The sequence below is a fragment of the Allobosea sp. P2_B12 genome (genome assembly GCF_056404835.1).
This window is the reverse complement of record NZ_JBFUDG010000009.1, coordinates 163,792-185,063: the sequence shown is the minus strand read 5'-3', so window position 1 is coordinate 185,063 and position 21,272 is coordinate 163,792. Positions and strand designations below refer to the sequence as shown.

The window sequence follows — 21,272 nt, the reverse complement described above, 5'->3', positions numbered from 1 at the left end:
TCCTCTTCCGCCGAGCCGCCGATCTCGCCGATCATCACGATCGAGGTCGTCTTCTCGTCGGCGAGGAACATCTCCAGCATGTCGATGAACTCGGTGCCCTTGACCGGGTCGCCGCCGATGCCGACCGCGGTGGTCTGGCCCAGACCCTCGCGTGTCGTCTGGAACACCGCCTCATAGGTCAGCGTGCCCGAGCGCGAGACGATGCCGACCGAGCCCGGCTTGAAGATGTTGGCCGGCATGATGCCGATCTTGCACTCGCCCGCCGTGACCACGCCGGGGCAGTTGGGCCCGATCAATCGCGACTTCGAGCCGATCAGCGAGCGCTTGACCCGCACCATGTCGAGCACCGGGATGCCCTCGGTGATACAGATGATCAGCGGGATCTCGGCATCGATCGCCTCGCAGATCGCGTCCGCCGCGCCCGGGGGCGGCACATAGACGACCGACGCGGTCGCGCCGGTCTTTTCCTTGGCCTCGAACACGCTGTCGAAAACCGGCAGGCCGAGATGGAGCGAGCCGCCCTTGCCCGGCGAGGTCCCGCCGACCATCTGCGTGCCATAGGCGATCGCCTGCTCGGAGTGGAAGGTCCCGTTCTTGCCGGTGAAACCCTGGCAGATGACCTTGGTGTTCTTGTCGATCAGAATGGACATGGTTTTCCCTCAGGCCTTCTTGATCGCCGCGACGATCTTCTGGGCGGCGTCGTCGAGATCGTCGGCGGAGATGACGTTCAGGCCAGAGGACGAGATGATGTCCTTGCCTTCCTGCACATTCGTGCCTTCGAGCCGGACGACCAGCGGAACCTGAAGGCCGACCGCCTTCACCGCGGCGATGACGCCGCGCGCGATGACGTCGCACTTCATGATGCCGCCGAAGATGTTGACCAGGATGCCCTTCACCTTCGGGTCGGCGGTGATGATCTTGAACGCCGCCGTGACCTTCTCTTCCGAGGCGCCGCCGCCGACGTCGAGGAAGTTGGCGGGGCTTTCGCCATAGAGCTGGATGATGTCGAGCGTCGCCATGGCGAGGCCGGCGCCGTTGACCATGCAGCCGATCGTGCCGTCGAGCGCGATATAGGCGAGGTCATACTTGGAGGCCTCGATCTCCTTCTCGTCCTCTTCCGTCGTGTCGCGCAGCGCGACGATCTCGGGGTGACGATAGAGCGAGTTGGAATCAAACGAGATCTTGGCGTCGAGGCACTTGATCTGGCCCTGCGTCGTCACGATCAGCGGGTTGATCTCCAGCATGTCCATGTCCTTGGCCACGAACGCGGTGTAGATCTGGCTGAGGACGGCGCCGGCCTGCTTGGCCTGGTCGCCGCTGAGGCCCAGGATGCGGGCCATGCTGCGGCCGTGATGCGGCATGATGCCGGTGGCCGGATCGACCGAGAAGGTCTCGATCTTCTCAGGCGTGTCATGGGCGACCGCCTCGATGTCCATGCCGCCCTCGGTCGAGACGACGAAAGCGACGCGCGAGGTCTCGCGGTCCACCAGCGCCGAGAGATAGAATTCCTTCGAGATGTCCGAGCCGTCCTCGATATAGAGGCGGTTGACCTGCTTGCCGGCCTCGCCGGTCTGCGCGGTCACCAGCGTGTTGCCAAGCATTTCCTTGGCGTGGCTCTCGACCTCTTCGACCGACTTCGCCAGGCGAACGCCGCCCTTGGCGTCAGCGCCGAGTTCCTTGAACTTGCCCTTGCCGCGACCGCCCGCATGAATCTGCGACTTCACGACATAGAGCGGGCCGGGCAGCTTCTTGGCGGCCTCGACCGCCTCCGCAACCGTCAGCGCGGGGAAGCCGGCGGAGACGGGCGCGCCGAACTCCTTGAGGACGGCCTTGCCCTGGTATTCGTGGATGTTCATGTGCGGGGATTCCCTGAAAGCGAGTGGCGAGGGGCGCAGGGCGAGTGGGTGATGGCGGGCGACCTATCGGTCACGCGCCATCTCGCCACCCGCTCTATTTCACGCCAGTGACGAATCGATGGCCTTGCAAGCTTCGATCAGGCCCTGCACCGAAGCCACCGACTTCGACAGCATCTCCTGCTCCGCCTTGTTGAGGCGGATCTTGACGACCCGCTCGACGCCCTTGGCGCCGATCACGACCGGCACGCCCAGGAACATGTCGCGCACGCCGTACTGGCCCTTGAGCGAGGCGGCGGCCGGCAGGACGCGCTTCTGGTCCTTGAGATAGCTCTCGGCCATGGCGATGGCGGATGCGGCCGGCGCATAGAAGGCCGAGCCGGTCTTGAGCAGGTTGACGATCTCGCCGCCGCCCTTGCGGGTGCGGTCGACGATGGCGTCGATGCGCTCCTGCGTCGTCCACTTCATCTTGATCAGGTCGGGCAGCGGGATGCCGGCGACGCCGGAATAGCGAACCAGCGGCACCATGTCGTCGCCATGGCCGCCGAGCACGAAGGCCGAGACGTCCTTGACCGAGACCTGGAACTCATCGGCGAGGAAGTGGCGGAAGCGGGCGGAGTCGAGCACGCCCGCCATGCCGCAGATCATGTTGGGCTTCAGGCCCGAGAACTTCTGCAGCGCCCAGACCATCGCGTCGAGCGGGTTGGTGATGCAGATCACGAAGGCCTTCGGGGCGTAGGTCTTGATGCCCTCGCCGACCGCCTTCATCACCTTCAGGTTGATGCCGATCAGATCGTCGCGGCTCATGCCGGGCTTCCGCGGCACGCCGGCGGTGACGATGATCACATCGGCGCCCTTGATGTCCTCATAGGACGAGGTGCCTTTGTAGCCGGCGTCGAAGCCGTCGACCGGGGCGGATTCGGCGATGTCGAGGCCCTTGCCCTGCGGGATGCCGTCGGCGATGTCGAACAGGACGATGTCGCCGAGTTCCTTCAAGCCGGCGAGGTGGGCGAGCGTGCCGCCGATCTGGCCGGCCCCGATGAGCGCGATCTTCTTACGGGCCATTGCCTAGTCCTTTGTCCTGACGCTGCGAAATGCCGGCAAACCGGCCAAACCGTCGGTTCCTTTGGCCCAAGAGGCCCTTTTGCCGCAACCCTTGCGTGGAAGGGCGCGACACGCCCGCGCAAGCGAGGCCGATTTCGTTCAACTGGCCTCTCCCTCAGCCTTTTCAAGAGCTTGGCCGGAGCGGCCCCGCGGCGGCCCTCATATTTGCACGAGATTGATGCAGTTACAATTTACAAACGATGTCATTCGTCACAGGAATTTTCAGACGATGCCGCTGACCAGCACCCGCAGCGCGACCCGGATCAGTGTCGCCAGCCGGATATCGATCGAGGCCTGCGGAACGTCGGAATCGAGCTCCAGCGCGGCAGGATGGATGAAGCGATGCGTCGCGTCGATGATGAAGGCCAGCGCCCGGTCGCGGTCGCGCGGCTCGAAGGTTCCCGACGCGATGCCCTCGTCGATCACCCGCTCGAACAGCGCCCGCACCCGCGCCCGGTTACGCCGGCTGATCGCATGGCGCTTCGCCACCGCCTGGGAGAGCGCCGAAAACAGATGCGGCTCCTCGGTGAGCAGGTCGCGATTGGCCTTGGCGAGCGCCAGGATCAGCCGTTCCAGCTTGTCGTCGGCGGGGTCGGGACCGTCGGCGATATCGGCAAGGCGCCGCTCGGTCGCCTTCAGCCAGACATCGACGACGGCATCGACCAGCGCGGCGCGGGAGGGAAAGTAGCGATAGACATTGGCATGGGTCATGCCCGCCTCTTCGGCGACGGCGACCACGGTGAAACGCTTCAGGCCGAACTGACGCAGATGCTCGCTCGCGACCGTCAGGATGCGGATCTCGCTCGGCTCGCGCATCAGCATCGGGTTTACGTCTCCACCAGCCCGCCGCTGTCGCCTGAAGCGGCCGAGTCGGCCCGTCCATGCGGCAGCCCGAGATAATCGTCCGAGCGCATCTCGATCAGCCGCGACACGGTGCGATCGAACTCGAACGCCTCGCGGCCGACCGTGGCGCGGTACAATTCATGCGGCTCGGCTTCAGCCGAGGCAACCAGCTTCACATGATGCTCGTAGAGCGTGTCGATCAGGATGATGAAGCGCTTGGTCTCGTTGCGGCGCTCGTCGGCCAGCACCGGAATGCCGTCCAGCACCAGCGTGTGGAAGCGCTGCGCCAGCGCGATGTAGTCCGAGGCGCCATAGGCCTCGCTGCACAGATCCGCGAAGCTCGCCCGCGCCACGCCGCTCGCCGCCTGCGGAACCACGAATTCATGGCCCTTGACGTCGAGCGCCAGCCTCTGCCCGCGTGCCGCGCCGGTCAGCTTGCGGAAGGCGTCATCGAGCGCGGCCTGCGCCGCCGCATCGGCGGGCACATGATAGACCGGGGCGCCGCCGAGCTTCTCCAGCCGGAAATCGGTGCGCGCCTCCAGCTTCACCACCTCGACCTTCTCGGTCAGCAGCGCGATGAAGGGCACGAACAGTGCGCGGTTCAGCCCGCCCTCATAGAGCCGCGACGGCTCGACATTCGAGGTCGCGACCACGATGACGCCGGCGGAAAACAGCGCCGTGAACAGCCGCCCGAGGATCATCGCATCGGCAATGTCGGTGACGGTGAACTCGTCGAAGCAGAGCAGGCTGGCCTCCTCCGCCAGTTCCGCCGCGACCGGCCCGATCGGATCCGGGTCCCTGACCTCGCCGGCCTTGAGGCGCTGCCGATAGGCATGGATGCGGCCATGGACATCGGCCAGGAAGGCGTGGAAATGCACGCGCCGGCGCTTGGGAACCGCAACCGAGTCGTAGAACAGGTCCATCAGCATGGTCTTGCCGCGGCCGACCGAGCCCCAGATGTAGAGCCCCCTGGGCACATCCCTGGTGTCGGCCTTCTTGCTGAAGAGCCAGCCCAGCGCGCTGCTCTTGCGGGCGAGGCGCCGCGCCTCCAGCGTCTCGGCCAGAGCAGCCAGCCGCTTCACCACGGCGATCTGCGCCGGGTCGCGCTCGATCTCGCCCGAGGCGACCAGGGCGGCATAGCGGTCTGTGATCGAGGCTGTCATGGCAGGGGAGTTGTTGCGCGGCGGGTCCCACCGGTTACGTGAGCCCCGCCGCCATCGCAACCCCGGCAGCGCTCAGGGCGGCCGCGAACGCGGCGCATCCACCATGCCGTCATTCCGGGCTTGCCCCGGAATCCATCGAAGGGCGCAGAGCTCTACGAGGGATTCCGGATCGGCGCCGCGGAGCCTGCCCTTGGGCCGGCCGAAGGCCGGACCCGAGGGCGGCTTGTCCGAAATGACGGTGTGTTTCCGATGGGTGTTCCGGAATGGATCCCGGGTCTCCCTTCGGTCGCCCGGGATGACCCGGTGGTTTTGGATGGTCAACACGCACCGAAAGCCCCGGCCGGCCGAGCGCCGCGGAGTTTCGGGCTTCAAAGCGTATCCAAGGGGATGCGCGGGACGAGATGGCGCCGCAGTCGACGGCTGCGTGCCGATGTCGATGTCGAATGTCGTGTCGAAGCAGCGCCGTCAGCCGCCACCTCGTCCCGCACGCGGTTGTCTGGGGGTCCCTCGTCGTCCCTACGTCCCGGCACGGGCTCGAGCCTGCCCAGTTTCGGCCCTGACGATCGACGGCACCTCCATGGTCGAAAGCGCGCGACAGCTCCCTTCCATGAACACCGCACTCCACCCGGCCGCACGACGCCTCGCGACAGCCCCCTTGGTCGGGCGGAGTGGCGGCAGGATAGGGTTGGGTTTGGGGCGCGGGGATAAGATTGCGCCAGAATCGCCACGCGTCATGGTCGCCCTTGTGGCGACCATCCACGTCTTCGCCGGCCGAGGGCCGTGTTCAAGACGTGGATGCTCGGGACAAACCCGAGCATGACGGGGAGGCGAACCGCGACACGATCTTCCCTTCTCCCGGATGGGAGAAGGTGGCGCGGAGCGCCGGATGAGGGCCTGCCGCCACCACAGAAGGCGCAACGGCTCCGTCGCACTCCGGCGATCAGCGGCGGTCCCTCATCCCTGCCCTTCTCCCATCCGGGAGAAGGGTTCCCCGCGCTCTCCCGGCGGGCACCGGAACCACAGCGCGCGCTTCCTTCTCCCCTCGGAGGAGAAGGTGCCCCGGCAGAGGCGGATGAGGGCGCCTCTGCCGGGCGAGCCATCGCATCTTAAATAATACAAAGATAGTATTCTATATTACATCCAAACGGCCTGATATATTACATCTCGTATTCTTTTCAAACTCTTCGGTCCAATCATATATATAGACAATATATCTTCGTCCTTTGCCTCCGCGACCCCTTCGATCGTTTCAAATCCTTCCTGCTCCAACCGATTAACCTTATCTTCTGTAAGGCCGTACGGGTAAGAATTTGACCTCTGCAACGTCGATATGGGCTTAGAAAATATAGACAGGTCAGTTTCGGGCTGAAGTTCTGGAATTTCGATCTTGCTGTACTCGGGATTCATAGAATAAAGTTCAAACGGCTCATCTGCGCCGTCGAGCCACTGATCCGCCAGCTCGCTAGTAAGCCGTCGCCCAGGAGTAGACTCCAGAAGGTTACACAAATTTACCGACAAAACCAATCCGCGGCCGCCAGACTTCAATGATCGCGAGGCTTCACGCCTCGAAAAGAATCCAGCGTACTCCAATATTTCGAATATCTTTGACTGCCTCTGTATAATATCTCTATGAACGAGGCAATAGCTAGTTTGCTTCTTCGCACACTGATTAAAGACAAACTGGGCTATTTCTTGAGCCGGCGGAACGAGTATCTCATAAGATCCGAGCTTTGGCGCAACCTCGTCAAGCAAAGGCCAAAAATAATCCGCCGATAAAAATAGCAAGCACTTCGTAAGGTCTTGGTACCCTATCGTGCTGGATTCTTCCATATTGTTACAAGCAAAAATAAAACTGCGAAGATTGCCTGTAACTGCCCTACCGACAATTCGAGCAAATCTCTTTTTGGAAATCGATCGCGACAATTGAAGCTTCTGGTCCAAGCTGGGAAAACGCTTCTCAACAATCTCTATAAAAATATCTTCAAAATCATCCTTCCGATCATCTCGCGAGATATCAACGACAGTTGCATCGTTATAAACATCAAACCGTATTCCAAATTTTGTTACACCCGGGTAAATTGCAGCTTTACAGGAAATTCTACTTGTAGATATCGTACGAAAAACGTCAAAAAATTCAACTAAAGGGCGCTCTCGCCCTATGTGGGCAGCATCATCAAACAGCAGAACAAATCTTCTATTTATCTTTCTAGCGTTCGCCTCCAAGGCCTCAAGCAGGGGACCAACGTCTCTAGCAATAGGAAAATTAGACCCGAAATCTCGAAGCTCCTTATTAATTTCGCTCGAGATAATTCGGCAAAAATTAGAAACGTACTCTTGACCTTCCGTCTTAAGAAGAGGAAGATGCCGAAGGCTAATGTAAATCGGAACTATCGCATCATAGTAGTTACTTTTTATCTGATTATAAGTTTCAATAAGTATCGCGCTCTTACCGCTGCCACGTCCACCGCGCAGCAAGACAGGGCCATGCGCAATAAGCTTCTGAATAATGCTGCGTTCGTAGCGCTTAAAAGTATGATATCTTTCGAATTGGTCACGAGGGCACTCTTCTGCCGCGAGAAGGAGACTGCTATCATCCAGCTCAACTTCATCAACCATGGATCAACCCTTTAACCGTCATATATCGATTTGCGGCACTTGATGCGGAGTATCTTGATGAACTTGTGCTAATAAAATGACTCGCGTAAGCAAGATCTAATACAATATCTATGCTCCTTTTTAATTTCTCATCGCACGTCACGGCGTCTAGATTAGTTCCGCCCATCGCAAAAAATTCTCCGTGAATTCCTTTAGACCAAAAACTATAGAGCTGTCTGGCTTGACCTTTGACTATGCCAATCACCTTCTCGCTATCATTGGCCAGTAAAGTAGGGAAGCTTGCGTTCGGGTGATGCCTTTGCATGTGATCGACCGCGCCATCAAACGCCGGCCGCCAAATAGCTTCATCGGTATATGGTGAAAAGAGAGCTCTTGAAACATCACCAGGCTGCGTGCCAGCCTTCCAAGGGTGCTTTATCTGCTCATGGCAAACAATATCATTAGCCCATGAAATAGAAATCGAATTGTTACTATTATGATCAAAATCGCCGCTGCTTTGAAATTTCATTAATGTAATCGCGCGGAACGGATCTGATCTAAATAAAATTGCCGTCAACGCAGATTCAAGTATCGCCCTACCTATATACGGCGCGAATGTTGCCTTTCTACTCGCATCCGAATCTAATAACCTTATTGCTTCCCGCAGTAAATTATAGACATGCCCATTGATATTCTTAAGTGGAACAACTAAATGGCCGTCGCCCTTGCTTGGAGCCACCAAACTCGCGAAATCGACAGCAAACTTGTGACTGGTAGGCATTTACGTCCTGCATCGCCTTGGAACCAAGTGGCACAAGCTAAGGTAGTATGCCTATTCCGCAGCAATCAATAAGCCAACCGCAAATTGGACGCTGTAGCGGTCATTTATCCCTGCCTACCCCCGCCCCTTCCGTCTCCCACCCCGCTCCTCCCCAGCCCCCTTCGGCCGCGACTCCGGCCGTGGCCCCATCTCGTCGAGCGTCGGCTTTTTCGGTCGCGCCACCGGCTTGCCCTCGCCGCCGCCCCAGTTGTGCGGCCCCATATCGGCATCAACAGGCTTGCGCGCCCGCGTCGGCAGGTTGGCGCTGTCGCCATAGGAGCGCTCGCCCTTGTAGCGCCCGGCCGAGGCCTCAATGTCGCCCTGGCGAGCCAGCGGATCGTCCGAGATCGCCAGCTCGGTTGCCTGCAGGCGCTTGATCTCGTCGCGCAGCCGGGCGGCGGTTTCGAATTCGAGGTCGGCGGCGGCTTCGCGCATGCGCTTTTCGAGATCGGCCAGCGCCGCCTTGAAATTGTGCCCGGAGGCCGGCGTCGAGAGCCCGGTATCGACCGTGACATGGTCGCGCTCATAGACCGAGCCGAGGATGTCGCCGATGGCGCGCTTGATCGTCTGCGGCGTGATGCCGTGCTGGGCGTTATAGGCCTCCTGCTTCTCGCGGCGTCGCGCGGTCTCGGCCAGCGCCCGCTCCATCGAGCCGGTGATGTGGTCGGCGTAGAGGATGACGCGGCCGTCGACATTGCGGGCGGCGCGGCCGATGGTCTGGATCAGCGAGGTCTCGGAGCGCAGGAAGCCCTCCTTGTCGGCGTCGAGAATGGCCACGAATCCGCATTCGGGAATGTCGAGCCCCTCGCGCAGCAGGTTGATGCCGACCAGCACGTCGAAGGCCCCGAGCCTGAGATCGCGCAGGATCTCGATGCGCTCGATCGTGTCGATGTCGGAATGCATGTAGCGCACCCGCATGCCGTTCTCGTGCAGATACTCGGTCAGATCCTCGGCCATGCGCTTGGTCAGCACGGTGACGAGCGTGCGATAGCCCTTGGCGGTGACCTCCTTGATCTCGTCGAGGAGGTCGGCGACCTGGTGCTTGGCGGGGCGGATCTCGACCGGCGGGTCGATCAGCCCGGTCGGGCGGATGACCTGCTCGGTGAAGACGCCGCCGGTCTGCTCCATCTCCCAGGAGCCGGGCGTCGCCGAGACATGTACCGATTGCGGGCGCATCGCGTCCCATTCCTCGAAGCGCAGGGGTCGGTTGTCCATGCAGGAGGGCAGGCGGAAGCCGTATTCGGCCAGCGTCGCCTTGCGCCTGAAGTCGCCGCGATACATGCCGCCGATCTGCGGCACGGTGACATGGCTCTCATCGGTAAAAACCAGCGCATTGTCGGGCAGGTATTCGAACAGCGTCGGCGGCGGCTCGCCCGGCTTGCGGCCGGTGAGATAGCGCGAATAGTTCTCGATGCCGTTGCAGGAGCCGGTCGACTCGATCATCTCGATGTCGAAGGTGCAGCGCTGGTCGAGCCGCTGCGCCTCGAGATAGCGCCCATCGCGGTTGAGCTCGTCGAGCCGGCCCTTGAGCTCCTCCTTGATCGACTTGACCGCCTGCGTCAGCGTCGGACGCGGCGTGGTGTAGTGCGAATTGCCGTAGACTTTTACGAATTCGAGGTCGGCGGTCTTCTGCCCGGTCAGCGGGTCGAACTCGGCAATGCTCTCGATCTCGTCGCCGAACAGGCCGATGCGCCAGGCGCGGTCCTCATAGTGGGCCGGGAACAGCTCGATCGTGTCGCCCCGGACCCGGAACGAGCCGCGGGTGAAATCATGCTGGGTGCGCTTGTATTGCAGCGCCACGAGATCGGCGATGAGCTGGCGCTGCTCGACGCGCTCGCCCAGCTTGATGCCGAAGGTCATCGCCGTATAGGTCTCGACCGAGCCGATGCCGTAGATGCACGACACCGACGCGACGATGATGACGTCGTCGCGCTCGATCAGCGAGCGCGTCGCCGAATGGCGCATCCGGTCGATCTGCTCGTTGATGGATGACTCCTTCTCGATGAAGGTGTCCGAGCGCGGCACATAGGCCTCGGGCTGGTAGTAGTCGTAATAGGAGACGAAATACTCGACCGCGTTGTCGGGGAAGAAGCTCTTGAACTCGCCATAGAGCTGCGCGGCAAGAGTCTTGTTCGGCGCCAGGATCAGCGCCGGGCGCTGCGTCTTCTCGATCACCTGCGCCATGGTGAAGGTCTTGCCGGAGCCGGTGACGCCGAGCAGCACCTGGTCGCGCTCCTGCCGGGAGATGCCCTCGACCAGCTCGGCGATCGCGGTCGGCTGGTCGCCGGCCGGCTCGTATTCCGAATTCATCCGGAAGCGGATGCCGCCTTCCGACTTGTCGGGGCGCGGCGGCCGATGCGGCGTCCAGGCCCGGCCCGGCTCGATGAAGGGATTGCCGGTCTCCAGCAGCGCCTGCAGCGAGGTCGCGGTGGCGGCGGCAGCGCCCTCGGCCCCGATGAAGGCGGAATCGGCCTTCTTGGAGAGCTTACGCTTCGGCCTTTCCTCGCCACCGGGCCGTTCCGTGGCGTAGTCCGGCTTTGCTTCGTAACCCGCCTGCGGCCGGTCGGAGAACCCCGACGCACCGCCGGGCACCGCATTGCCGCGATTGATCGCCGGATTGAGCAGATCGGCGAGATAACCCTCCAGCGGCTTCAGCTCCTGGCGCGAGGCCTTGGAATTGGGCGTGCGCGAGGAGGACGGCTTCTTGGCCGGCTTCGCCTTGGCGGCGGCGGATGCGGGAGTGCCGGAGGTCGAGTCGGACGTCTTGTCGGAAATCTTGGCCATGGCGCCAATATGGGGCGAAAGCCCGCGCGGTGCGAGGGGGTGGCGGGTCGCGGAAGACGCATAGCTGACAGGAGATGGCAGTAGGGGCGCGCCTATGGGGGGCAGGCGCGGGCACCGCGGGGAACCCTTCTCCTGTAAGGAGAAGGGCAGGGATGAGGTGTCGGCCCCTTGAAGGCAGAGTGAGCCCCTACCGGCGCAGCGGTGAGGACGGCGCCCCGCTGGTCCAACGGCCGACCCCTCACCCTACCCTCTCCCTACGGGAGAGGGTTCCCCGCGCTGTCCGCGCCCGCTCGTCCACAACGCGCGATTGCGTTCGCCCCGCCGCTCTGGCTAGTTGCCGGCATGAGCCAGATCCTGATCCAAGCCTATCTCAACGACATCGACCGGGTCAGGAAGTTCTCCGGTTCCCTCACCGAAGGCGTCATCAGCGAGGCGTTCAAGGACCTGCTCAAGGCGTGGTCGAAGCAGAACCACCTGCACTTCATCAGCCAGTACGAATTCGAATCGCCGCAAAAGAACCGCATCCGGCCGGACGGCACGATCCTGCACGATTTGCGCGTGCCGTTCGGCTACTGGGAGGCGAAGGACACCGCCGACGATCTCGACGAGGAAATCCGCAAGAAGCTCGGCAAGGGCTATCCGCAGGACAACATCATCTTCGAGAACTCGCACACGGCCGTGCTGATCCAGAACCGGCAGGAGGCGCTGCGCTGTTCGATGACGGACGTGGCGCAGCTCGGCAAGCTGGTCTCGCTGTTCTTCTCCTATGAACGGCAGGAAATCCGCGAGTTCCGCAAGGCGGTGGCGCAGTTCCGGGCCGATTTGCCGGCGGTGCTGGAGGCGCTGCGGGCCAAGATCGACGCGGCCTACACCGGCAACGCCGGCTTTCTGGAAGCCGCGAACATTTTCCTCACCCAGGCCAAGCAAACCATCAACCCGGTCGTGTCCGAGGCCGATGTCAGGGAGATGCTGATCCAGCACATCCTGACCGAGGAAATCTTCGCCAACGTCTTCAACGAGAGCGATTTCCACCGCGAGAACAACATCGCCAAGGCGCTCTATGGGCTGGAGGCGAAGTTCTTCACCGGCGGCATCAAGAAGGACACGCTCAAGGCGCTGGAGCCCTATTACGCCGCGATCCGGGCCAACGCGGCGCAGATCACCAGCCATGCCCAGAAGCAGACCTTCCTGAAGGTGATCTACGAGAACTTCTACAAGGTCTACAATCCGAAGGCCGCCGACCGGCTCGGCGTTGTCTATACGCCCAACGAGATCGTGCGCTTCATGATCGAGGGCGCCGATTGGCTCTGCCAGAAGCATTTCGGCAAGGCGCTGATCGACCGCGACGTCGAAATCCTCGACCCCGCCACCGGCACCGGCACCTTCATCTGCGAGTTGCTGGAGCATTTCCGCGGGCAGCCGCAGAAGCTCGCCCACAAATACAAGGAGGAGCTGCACGCCAACGAGGTGGCGATCCTGCCCTATTACGTCGCCAATTTGAACATCGAGGCGACCTATGCCGCGATCACCGGGCAGTTCGCGGAATTCCCGAGCCTGTGCTTCGTCGACACGCTCGACAATGTCGAAGGCCTCGGCATTCGGTCGGGCCACCAGCACGATCTGTTCGGGGCGATGTCGGCTGAGAATGTCGAGCGCATCAAGCGCCAGAACCGCCGCAAGATTTCCGTTGTGATCGGCAATCCGCCCTATAATGCCAACCAGCAGAACGAGAACGACAACAACAAGAACCGTGCTTATCGCGTGATCGATGAGGGCATCAAGTCGACCTATATCAAGCAATCGACGGCGCAGAAGACCAAGCTCTACGACATGTATGCCCGGTTCTTCCGCTGGGCCTCGGACCGGATGCATGATGACGGCGTACTGGCCTTTGTGACCAACCGCAGCTTCATCGATAGCCGAACGTTCGACGGATTCCGCAAGGTCGTGGCCGAAGAGTTCCACGAGATATATGTCGTTGATTTGGGCGGCGATGTACGCGCAAATCCGAAGCTTTCAGGCACGAAGCATAACGTATTCGGCATTCAAGCCGGCGTCGCAATTTCATTTTTCGTGAAGCGCCGTAAGCAGCGCGGTTGTCGAATTTATTACGCCCGGCGACCAGAGCTTGATACGGCTGAAGATAAACTGGCATGGCTGGGGAGCAGTAGGGCGTCAGCCCTTGCCTATGAGCGGATCACGCCCGACGCCAACCAGAGATGGCTAAACGTTCTGGAAAATGACTGGGACACCCTGCTGTCAGTTGGAGATAAAAAGACAAAAACCGCGAAGAAGACGTCTCAAGAAAAGGCCATTTTTAAGTTGTTCTCGTTGGGGGCTTCAACAAATAGAGACGACTGGATTTACGATTTTTCAGATGAAAATCTGCATCATAAGATGAAATTCCTCGTCAAGGAATACAAATATAGCGCATCGATATATAGCGAATTAAATCAAATAATTAAAACGTCGAGGAACCTCAAAAGACGCTTCGATTTGGGACGAAATGAGAATTTCGACACAAAAAGAATAGTTACGGCCCAATACAGACCGTTTATGAAAAAATCATTTTATAGATCAGATTTGTTCATTGATGAATCGGGATCAATAAACGAAATATCACCTTTCGGAGCTATTGCTCAAAGCAATGGCGTGTTGATGATTTGCAATCACCCGCAAATTCCATTTACGGCCCATGCGCTAAGCGGATTGCCTGATGCTGGCTATGCATCACGTGCAACGCAAATGTTTCCCCGCTACCGTTACACCCCGTCCGGCGAGCGCCTCGACAACATCACCGACTGGGCGCTGAAGGAATTCCACAAGGCCTATGGCAAGGACGGGCGAGGAAATCCGTCATGGTCGGGCTTGTCCCGACCGTCCACGTCTTCAGTGGGCAAGGACGGTGTTCGAGACGTGGGTGCTCGGGACAAGCCCGAGCATGACGGGGAGGATGGCGCCGCCGTCTCGGAAAAGATCGGCGCGGGCAAAGCCAAGAGCAAGCGCGCCCTGACCAAGGATGACATCTTCCACTACGTCTATGGCGTGCTGCACGACCCCATCTATCGCGAGACCTATGCGCAGAACCTCAAGCGCGAGTTTCCGCGCATCCCGTTCTATCCCGATTTCTGGCGCTGGGCCGGTTGGGGCGAAACGCTGATGGGCCTGCACATCGGCTATGAGAGCGTCGAGCCCTGGCCCCTGCATCGACTCGACGTAGCCGACGAAAAGGCCCGCGCGGCCGGCGTGGCGCCCAAGCCGATGCTCAAGGCGGACCGCGACAACGGCATCATCATCCTCGACAGCGAAACGCAGTTGTCCGGCGTTCCGCCGGAAGCCTGGACTTACAAACTCGGCAACCGCTCCGGCCTCGACTGGGTGCTCGACCAGCACAAGGAAAAGACGCCGAAGGACCCGACCATCCGCGAGAAGTTCAACACCTACCGCTTCGCCGACTACAAGGAGAAGGTCGTGGATTTGCTGGGGCGGGTCGCGCGCGTCTCGGTCGAGACAGTGGCGATCACGGACGCGATGAGAGGGCTGAAGCGGGCCGATTGATCACGCCCGCTTCTTCTCGCCCGAGGCTTCGATCTCGGCCTTCTTGCGGTCGGCCCAGTCGCGGCCGGCATCGCCGCCCCAGAGCAGCCAGGCGATGTAGCCGGCCGAGGGGTTCTCCTTGTCGCCGAAGCCCTGTGCCTGCCTGTCGACGGCGTGGCGGGCGAAATAGCTGGTCATGCGCAGGATCGTGTCCTCGCTCAACGGCTTGCGGGCGCGCAGGTCGCGAGCCCGTGCAACGCCGATCATGGTGCCGCCGCGGCTGAAGTCCTGGCGCAGGCGCAGGCCCTTCTCGGCATTGGCCGCGACCGCCAGCGGCGGCGTCAGATCGATATGCTGGCTCATGACGAGGCCTCGTTCGCCAGAACCTCCACTTCGCTATGGGATTTGAGCGCATAGCCGCCATGGGGCTGGGTCACGAGATAGCCTCTTGTAACGCTGTCGTCATGCCACTGGTCCGTGCGTGTTTCTCCTGGACCAACGCCGAAACCGGGCTCCGGTTCGCCGGATGTGATGTGAGGGGTGCATGAGGCCAGCGGTAAGGCGGAAGTGGGACGCGGGAACCTCAACGAAGAACCCTCTCCTGTAAGGAGAGGGCAGGGTGAGGTGTCGGCCCTTGGACCAGCAGCGTTGAACAGTGCCGCGGTCAGCTCACGGCTGCGGTGTCGAGGGGCCGACCCCTCACCCCTGCCCCTCTCCCTACGGGAGAGGGGTTCCCCGCGCTTCGCTTCGGACCGCCCTGGGTCGTCACCGGGACGCCAACCATGCCTCCATCCCGGCCGCCGCCGCGATGCCGGTCGCAAAGCAGCCCTGCAGCAGATAGCCGCCGGTCGGCGCCTCCCAGTCCAGCATCTCGCCGGCGACGAAGACGCCGGGCAGGCGCTTCAGCATGAACCCATCATCGACCTCGGCGGCCGCGATGCCGCCGGCCGTCGAGATCGCGCGGTCGATCGGCATCAGGCCGGTGAGTCGCAGGGGCGTGGATTTGATCGCCGCCGCCAGCGCGGCAGGCGCCTCATTGAGCCGCCCCCCGGCACCATCGCGCAGCACGGCGACGGCTGCCGGAGACAATCCCGCCTTGCGCAGATGGTTGCTCAGCGTCTCGCCCTTGCGGCGCTTGCCGAGCTTCTCGGTCAGCCGCGCGAGGTCGAGATCCGGCCGCAGATCGATCGCGATCTCGGCAAAGCCCTCGCGGGCGATCGCCTCGCGCAGCGGCCCCGACAGCGCATAGATCGCGCCGCCCTCGATGCCATCAGCGTCGATCATCGCCTCGCCCGCCACCTCCTGGCCGCCGAATCGGATGATGATGCGCTTCAACGGCGCGCCCGCGAAACGCTCGCGCAAGGTCGCCGACCAGGCGACGGCAAAGCCGCCATTGGCGGGGCGCAGCGGCGTGATCACGACACCCTTCGCCGCCAGCAGCGAAACCCAGCCGCCATCGGACCCCAGCCTTGGCCAACTCGCGCCACCCAGCGCCAGCAGCGTCGCATCGGGTGTGAGCGCGACAGTCTCGCCATCGCCCGTCCTGAAGCTCAGCGCCCCATCCGCCGTCCAGCCCGTCCAGAAGCGCCCGGATTCGAGCTTCACCCCAAGACCGTCCAGCCATCGCAGCCAGGAGCGCAAAAGCGGCGAGGCCTTCATCGCCTTGGGAAAGACGCGCCCGCTCGAGCCGACGAAGCTCTCGGCGCCCAGCCCGTCGGCCCAGTCACGCAGCATCTGAGGCGGAAAGGCCTGGATCGCCGGTTCGAGCCAGTCCCGCGCCGCGCCATAACGCGGCAGGAAGCCCTCGAGCGCTTCGGAATGGGTGAGGTTCAACCCCCCGCGCCCCGCCAGCAGGAATTTCCGTGCCGGCGTCGGCATCCGCTCATGGATGGTGACGCGGTGGCCGGCCTCCGCCAGCCGTTCCGCCGCGATCAACCCGGCCGGGCCTGCTCCGATGATGGCGATGTCTTTGGTTTGCATGCGGCGGGCTTGCGCCGTCGGACGCTGCGGGTCAAGCGAGGTCGGCCGAGGCGGTCAAGCGATCAGATATCAATCAAACGCGCCGTCATCCCGGGCGGAGCGAAGCGCAGACCCGGGATCCATGCCTGGACCTGCTGAAATGGCGTTCCGGCATGGATCCCGGATCGGCGCGGCTTCGCCGCTTGTCCGGGATGACGGCGCGGATGTGAGACGGGTCGAAAGCCAGTCACGCCCGCGCAAAGGTCTCGTCGAAGGCGTAGCCGGCGCCGCGCACGGTGCGCAGGGGGTCCTTGGCGTCGCCCGGCGTGATCGCCTTGCGCAGGCGCCCGACATGGACGTCCACGGTGCGCTCGTCGATATAGACGTCGCGACCCCAGACCGCGTCGAGAAGCTGGGCGCGGGAATAGACCCGGCCCGGCGCCTGCATCAGGAATTCGAGCAGGCGGAACTCGGTCGGGCCGAGATGCAGTTCGAAGCCCGAGCGGCGCACGCGCCGCGTGGTCCGGTCCAGTTCGAGATCGCCGGCCGTCAAAAGTCCCGCGACGTGGCCGGGCTTGGCCCGGCGCAGCAGCGCCTGAATGCGCGCGATCAGCTCGGGCAGCGAGAACGGCTTGACGACATAGTCGTCGGCGCCGGTGGCCAGGCCGCGCACGCGCTCGGTCTCCTCGCCGCGCGCGGTCAGCATGATGATCGGCACGCGCTCGGTGTCGCGGCGCGCCCGCAGGCGGCGGCAGAGCTCGATGCCCGACAGCCCCGGCAGCATCCAGTCGAGCAGCACGAGATCGGGCGTGTTGTCACGCAGGTGCAGCTCGGCATCGTCGCCGCGCGCGACCGAGTCGACCTCGAAGCCCTCGGCCTCGAGATTGTAGCGCAGGAGCAGGGTCAGCGGCTCCTCGTCCTCGACGATCAGGATGCGGGCGGGCATGGCGCGGTTCCGTTCTGGGCAGTCGGCGTCTTGGCAGCCAGTCGACACATTCCGTCATGCTCGCCCTTGTGGCGAGCATCCACGTCTTGAACACCGCTCTCGGCGAGCGAAGGCGTGGATGGTCGGGACAAGCCCGACCAAGACGGGAAAGGCGATGGCGCCCTCATCGATCAGCTCCCCGTCACCGCCTCGACGTTGATGTCGGTGGTGTCGAGCTTGGGACGGTTGAGGTCGAGCGATTCGCCGGTGACGAGATAGTGGATCGTCTCGGCGATGTTGGTGGTGTGGTCGCCGATGCGCTCGATGTTCTTGGCGCAGAACAGGAGATGCGTGCAGAAGGTGATGTTGCGCGGATCTTCCATCATATAGGTCAGGAGCTCGCGGAACAGCGAGGTGTAGAGCGCGTCGATCTCGCCGTCGCGATGCCAGACCTCCAGCGCCTTCTGCTCATTGGCCGAGGCATAGGCGTCGAGCACGTCCTTGAGCTGAGCCTGGACCAGGCGGCTCATATGCTCCAGCCCGACGACAGCGCGATGCGGCGGCGAGAACTGGCCTGAGATCGCGACCGCGCGCTTGGCGATGTTCTTGGCGAGATCGCCGACGCGCTCGATGTCGGAGGCGATGCGGATCGCCGAGATCAGCTCGCGCAGATCGTTGGCGAGCGGCTGGCGCCGCGCGATGGTCAGCACCGCGCGCTCCTCGACATCGCGCTGCAGGTTGTCCAGGCGCTGGTCGGCCGAGATCACCTTCTGGGCGAGCGTGGTGTCGCGGCGCACCAGCGCCACGGTGGAATCGCCGAGCATGCGCTCGGACATGCCGCCCATCTCGGCGAGGCTGCGGCGTATGCCTTCGAGTTCGGCGTCGTAGGAGCGGACGATATGGTCGGTCATCGGCGTTTGTCCCTGTGCAGCGCGTGCGAGTCAGCCGAAACGGCCGGTGACGTAGTCCTGCGTCTGCTTCTTGCTCGGGTTCATGAAGATGTTGTTGGTCGCGGCGAACTCGATCACCTCGCCGAGATACATGAAGGCGGTGTACTGCGAGATGCGCGCCGCCTGCTGCATGTTGTGCGTCACGATGACGATGGTGAAATCGGTCTTGAGCTGCTCCAGCAGATCCTCGATCTTGCCGGTCGAGATCGGGTCGAGCGCCGAGGTCGGCTCGTCGAACAGGATGACCTCGGGCTTCTGCGCGATGGTGCGCGCGATGCAGAGGCGCTGCTGCTGGCCGCCCGACAGGCCCATGCCCGAGGCCTTGAGCTTGTCCTTGACCTCGTCCCACAGCGCGGCGCGGCGCAGCGCGCCCTCGATGCGGTCGTCGAGCTCGGATTTCGGCGGCTTCTCGTAGAGGCGGATGCCGAAGGCGACGTTGTCGTAGATCGACATCGGGAAGGGCGTCGGCTTCTGGAAGACCATGCCGATGCGCGAACGCAGCTCGTTCACGTCGATGTCGTTGGAGATGACGTTGCGCCCGTCGAGCAGCACCTCGCCGGTCGCCTTCTGCTCGGGATAGAGCGAGTAGATCCGGTTGAAGATGCGCAGCAACGTCGACTTGCCGCAGCCCGAGGGGCCGATCAGCGCCGTGACGTGGCGGTCGCGGAAGTCGAGGTTGATGTTCTTCAGCGCCTTGTGCTCGCCGTAGTAGAAATCGAGGTTCTTCACCGCGATCCGCACGGGGGCATCGGCGTCGAGCGATTGCGGGCTCAGTTCCAGGGTCGAAAGCATCGAAGGGTTCCTTCGGATCGGACGCGACGAATGTCGGAAGCGACGTAAATTACTTGGAGCCGCGCACGATGCGGCGGGCGATGAGCGAGAGCACCAGGATCGACATGGTGATGATCAGCGAACCAGCCCAGGCGAGCTGCTGCCAGTTCTCGTAAGGGGCCGAGGCGAACTGGTAAATCGTCACCGGCAGGTTCGAGACGCCGCCCTTGAGAGTGGGCGAGAACCAGAAATTGTTGTTCAGCGCGGTGAAGATCAGCGGCGCGGTTTCGCCGGCGATGCGGGCGAGCGCCAGCAGGATGCCGGTGACCATCCCGGACTTCGCCGCCCGCCAAGTGATCGAGGTGATCACCACCGAAGGCGGCGCGCCGAGCGCCGAGCCGGCCTCGCGCAGCGGTCCGGGAACCAGCCGCAGCATGTCCTCGGTGGTCCGCACGATGACCGGGATCGCGATGATGCCGAGCGCCACGCCGCCGGCCCAGCCGGAATAGCCGCCCAGCGGCTCGACCATGATGACGTAGACGAACAGGCCGATCAGGATCGACGGCGCCGAAAGCAGGATGTCGTTGATGAAGCGGATCAGGTCGGCGAGCTTCGAGCCCTTGCCGTATTCGGCGAGATAGGTTCCCGCCAGAACGCCGATCGGCGTCGCCACGACGATGCCCAGGAAGGTCAGCACGATCGAGCCGACGATGGCGTTGGCGAGACCGCCGCCTTCCGAACCGGGGCCGGGCGTGACCTGGGTGAAGGTTGCGACGGAGAGTCCGCCGATGCCCTTCACGATCAACATGCCGAGAATCCAGAACAGCACGAAGATCGCCATGAAGGTAAAGCCGGCAGCGATGACGCGCATCAGCTTGTCGGCGGTCCGGCGCGACTGGCGGACACGCCCCCATTCGGCATGGGGCAGGGCGCGGACGGTGGAGGGTGTCGTCAGGCTCATGACCAGCTCGCTCAGTAGGCTTTGACGCGCGACACGAGAATGCGCGCAATGACGAGGACGACGAAGGTGACGAAGAACAGGATGCAGCCGAGCGCAATCAGGGCGTTGAGCTGCAGGCCCATGGCCTCGTTGAACTCATTGGCGATGCGCGAGGCGATCGTCGAGCCCGGATCCATGATCGAGGCCGAGAGCCGGTTGGCGTTGCCGACGACGAAGGTCACCGCCATCGTCTCGCCGAGCGCGCGCCCGAGGCCGAGCATGATCGCGCCGATGATCGAGACGCCGGCCTGCGGCACCAGCACATGGCGCACCACCTCCCAGGTCGTCGCCCCGATGCCATAGGCGCTCTCGCGCAGAACGGAGGGGATCTGGTCGAGCATGTCGCGGGTGATCGAGGCGATGAAGGGGATGATCATGAAGGCCAGGATGATGCCGGCCGTCAGGATGCCCAGGCCCGAAGGCGAGCGCGAGTACAACACCGTGCCGACGATCGGGAGACCCTCGACGATGTTCGAGAGCGGGATCTGCACGTAGGCAGCAAACAGCGGCACGAAGACGAACAGGCCCCACATGCCGTAGATGATCGAGGGCACGGCCGCGAGAAGCTCGATGGCGGTGGAGACCGGCTGCTTGAACCAGGGCGGGGCGAGCTGCGTCAGGTAGACGGCGATACCCAGCGAGAGCGGCACGCCGATGACCAGCGCCAGGAAGGCGGTCGAAAGGGTGCCGACGATGGCGGGCCAGGCGCCGTACTGGTCGTTCTGGGTGTCCCAGACGCTAGAGGTGATGAAGCCGATGCCCATCTCGCGGAATGCCGGCCAGCCGCCGATGACCATCGAGAGCATGATGCCTGCGAGCAGGACGAGGACGAACAGCGCCGACAGGAAACTGGCGTTCTTGAAGATGATGTCGAAGGTGCCCTTGGGCGTCTTCCGCTGGGGCGCAGCGCCGGGAACGGTCATGTGGTCAGTCACGGCGGTCATCCAAAGGCTCCGGTGCGAAAGGCG

General features: G+C 62.7%; 16 protein-coding genes. 1 reads left to right on the top strand and 15 read right to left on the bottom strand.

Annotation, left to right across the window (positions count from 1 at the left end; genetic code table 11):
• The 8 genes from sucD to uvrB all read right to left on the bottom strand — a co-directional run.
• The coding region (sucD, locus tag AC1DYU_RS20405; RefSeq protein WP_476793209.1) for a succinate--CoA ligase subunit alpha at positions 1-650 on the bottom strand (650 nt) is incomplete at its 3' end.
• Positions 651-659: 9 nt separating this feature from the next.
• Positions 660-1,856, bottom strand: a complete 1,197-nt coding sequence (sucC, locus tag AC1DYU_RS20400) for an ADP-forming succinate--CoA ligase subunit beta (RefSeq protein ID WP_476793208.1) — start codon at positions 1,854-1,856, stop codon at positions 660-662.
• A gap of 99 nt (positions 1,857-1,955) precedes the next feature.
• A complete protein-coding gene (gene mdh, locus AC1DYU_RS20395; RefSeq protein WP_476793207.1) occupies positions 1,956-2,918 on the bottom strand; it encodes a malate dehydrogenase in 963 nt (320 codons plus the stop codon).
• A 261-nt stretch (positions 2,919-3,179) separates the two neighbouring features.
• On the bottom strand, positions 3,180-3,779 hold the full coding sequence (locus AC1DYU_RS20390; protein ID WP_476793206.1) for a TetR/AcrR family transcriptional regulator: 600 nt from the start codon (positions 3,777-3,779) through the stop codon (positions 3,180-3,182).
• Positions 3,780-3,784: 5 nt separating this feature from the next.
• Positions 3,785-4,963, bottom strand: a complete 1,179-nt coding sequence (zapE, locus tag AC1DYU_RS20385; protein WP_476793205.1) for a cell division protein ZapE — start codon at positions 4,961-4,963, stop codon at positions 3,785-3,787.
• A 1,134-nt stretch (positions 4,964-6,097) separates the two neighbouring features.
• A complete protein-coding gene (locus tag AC1DYU_RS20380) occupies positions 6,098-7,579 on the bottom strand; it encodes an ATP-binding protein (RefSeq protein WP_476793204.1) in 1,482 nt (493 codons plus the stop codon).
• Complete coding sequence (locus tag AC1DYU_RS20375; RefSeq protein WP_476793203.1) at positions 7,572-8,339, bottom strand: hypothetical protein; 768 nt, start codon at positions 8,337-8,339, stop codon at positions 7,572-7,574. The genes AC1DYU_RS20380 and AC1DYU_RS20375 overlap by 8 nt, the downstream gene beginning before the upstream one ends.
• Positions 8,340-8,453: 114 nt before the next feature.
• The gene (gene uvrB, locus AC1DYU_RS20370) at positions 8,454-11,162 is read right to left on the bottom strand and encodes an excinuclease ABC subunit UvrB (protein ID WP_476793202.1); all 2,709 of its coding nucleotides are present in this window, start codon (positions 11,160-11,162) and stop codon (positions 8,454-8,456) included.
• Positions 11,163-11,504: 342 nt separating this feature from the next.
• Here uvrB and AC1DYU_RS20365 point away from each other — a divergent pair, with 342 nt between their 5' ends.
• Positions 11,505-14,720: a type ISP restriction/modification enzyme gene (locus AC1DYU_RS20365; RefSeq protein WP_476793201.1), complete on the top strand. Its 3,216-nt coding sequence runs from the start codon at positions 11,505-11,507 to the stop codon at positions 14,718-14,720.
• On the opposite strand, the gene AC1DYU_RS20360 is transcribed toward AC1DYU_RS20365, so the two are convergent.
• The 7 genes from AC1DYU_RS20360 to pstC form a co-directional block, all read right to left on the bottom strand.
• Entirely contained in the window at positions 14,721-15,062 is a 342-nt protein-coding gene (locus AC1DYU_RS20360) for a hypothetical protein (protein ID WP_476793200.1), read from the bottom strand.
• 402 nt (positions 15,063-15,464) lie between these two features.
• Positions 15,465-16,679 carry a TIGR03862 family flavoprotein gene (locus tag AC1DYU_RS20355; protein WP_476793199.1) on the bottom strand — a complete coding sequence of 405 codons (1,215 nt, stop codon included), beginning with the start codon at positions 16,677-16,679 and terminating at the stop codon, positions 15,465-15,467.
• Positions 16,680-16,905: 226 nt separating this feature from the next.
• On the bottom strand, positions 16,906-17,604 hold the full coding sequence (gene phoB / locus AC1DYU_RS20350; protein WP_054211193.1) for a phosphate regulon transcriptional regulator PhoB: 699 nt from the start codon (positions 17,602-17,604) through the stop codon (positions 16,906-16,908).
• 170 nt (positions 17,605-17,774) lie between these two features.
• Positions 17,775-18,494 carry a phosphate signaling complex protein PhoU gene (gene phoU, locus AC1DYU_RS20345; protein ID WP_158482830.1) on the bottom strand — a complete coding sequence of 240 codons (720 nt, stop codon included), beginning with the start codon at positions 18,492-18,494 and terminating at the stop codon, positions 17,775-17,777.
• 30 nt (positions 18,495-18,524) lie between these two features.
• Positions 18,525-19,325: a phosphate ABC transporter ATP-binding protein PstB gene (pstB, locus tag AC1DYU_RS20340; protein ID WP_476793198.1), complete on the bottom strand. Its 801-nt coding sequence runs from the start codon at positions 19,323-19,325 to the stop codon at positions 18,525-18,527.
• 49 nt (positions 19,326-19,374) lie between these two features.
• A complete protein-coding gene (gene pstA / locus AC1DYU_RS20335) occupies positions 19,375-20,265 on the bottom strand; it encodes a phosphate ABC transporter permease PstA (RefSeq protein ID WP_476793197.1) in 891 nt (296 codons plus the stop codon).
• 11 nt (positions 20,266-20,276) lie between these two features.
• The gene (gene pstC, locus AC1DYU_RS20330) at positions 20,277-21,248 is read right to left on the bottom strand and encodes a phosphate ABC transporter permease subunit PstC (RefSeq protein ID WP_476793196.1); all 972 of its coding nucleotides are present in this window, start codon (positions 21,246-21,248) and stop codon (positions 20,277-20,279) included.
• Between the last annotated feature and the right edge of the window lie 24 nt (positions 21,249-21,272).

Excerpts from the sequence above, each read along its gene's own strand:
- AC1DYU_RS20360 (WP_476793200.1), bottom strand. The coding sequence starts at position 15,062 with ATGAGCCAGCATATCGATCTGACGCCGCCGCTGGCGGTCGCGGCCAAT.
- pstB (WP_476793198.1), bottom strand. The coding sequence starts at position 19,325 with ATGCTTTCGACCCTGGAACTGAGCCCGCAATCGCTCGACGCCGATGCC.
- phoU (WP_158482830.1), bottom strand. The coding sequence starts at position 18,494 with ATGACCGACCATATCGTCCGCTCCTACGACGCCGAACTCGAAGGCATA.
- AC1DYU_RS20365 (WP_476793201.1), top strand. The coding sequence starts at position 11,505 with ATGAGCCAGATCCTGATCCAAGCCTATCTCAACGACATCGACCGGGTC.
- AC1DYU_RS20375 (WP_476793203.1), bottom strand. The coding sequence starts at position 8,339 with ATGCCTACCAGTCACAAGTTTGCTGTCGATTTCGCGAGTTTGGTGGCT.
- phoB (WP_054211193.1), bottom strand. The coding sequence starts at position 17,604 with ATGCCCGCCCGCATCCTGATCGTCGAGGACGAGGAGCCGCTGACCCTG.
- sucC (WP_476793208.1), bottom strand. The coding sequence starts at position 1,856 with ATGAACATCCACGAATACCAGGGCAAGGCCGTCCTCAAGGAGTTCGGC.
- AC1DYU_RS20390 (WP_476793206.1), bottom strand. The coding sequence starts at position 3,779 with ATGCTGATGCGCGAGCCGAGCGAGATCCGCATCCTGACGGTCGCGAGC.
- mdh (WP_476793207.1), bottom strand. The coding sequence starts at position 2,918 with ATGGCCCGTAAGAAGATCGCGCTCATCGGGGCCGGCCAGATCGGCGGC.
- AC1DYU_RS20380 (WP_476793204.1), bottom strand. The coding sequence starts at position 7,579 with ATGGTTGATGAAGTTGAGCTGGATGATAGCAGTCTCCTTCTCGCGGCA.
- zapE (WP_476793205.1), bottom strand. The coding sequence starts at position 4,963 with ATGACAGCCTCGATCACAGACCGCTATGCCGCCCTGGTCGCCTCGGGC.
- uvrB (WP_476793202.1), bottom strand. The coding sequence starts at position 11,162 with ATGGCCAAGATTTCCGACAAGACGTCCGACTCGACCTCCGGCACTCCC.
- AC1DYU_RS20355 (WP_476793199.1), bottom strand. The coding sequence starts at position 16,679 with ATGCAAACCAAAGACATCGCCATCATCGGAGCAGGCCCGGCCGGGTTG.
- pstC (WP_476793196.1), bottom strand. The coding sequence starts at position 21,248 with ATGACCGCCGTGACTGACCACATGACCGTTCCCGGCGCTGCGCCCCAG.
- pstA (WP_476793197.1), bottom strand. The coding sequence starts at position 20,265 with ATGAGCCTGACGACACCCTCCACCGTCCGCGCCCTGCCCCATGCCGAA.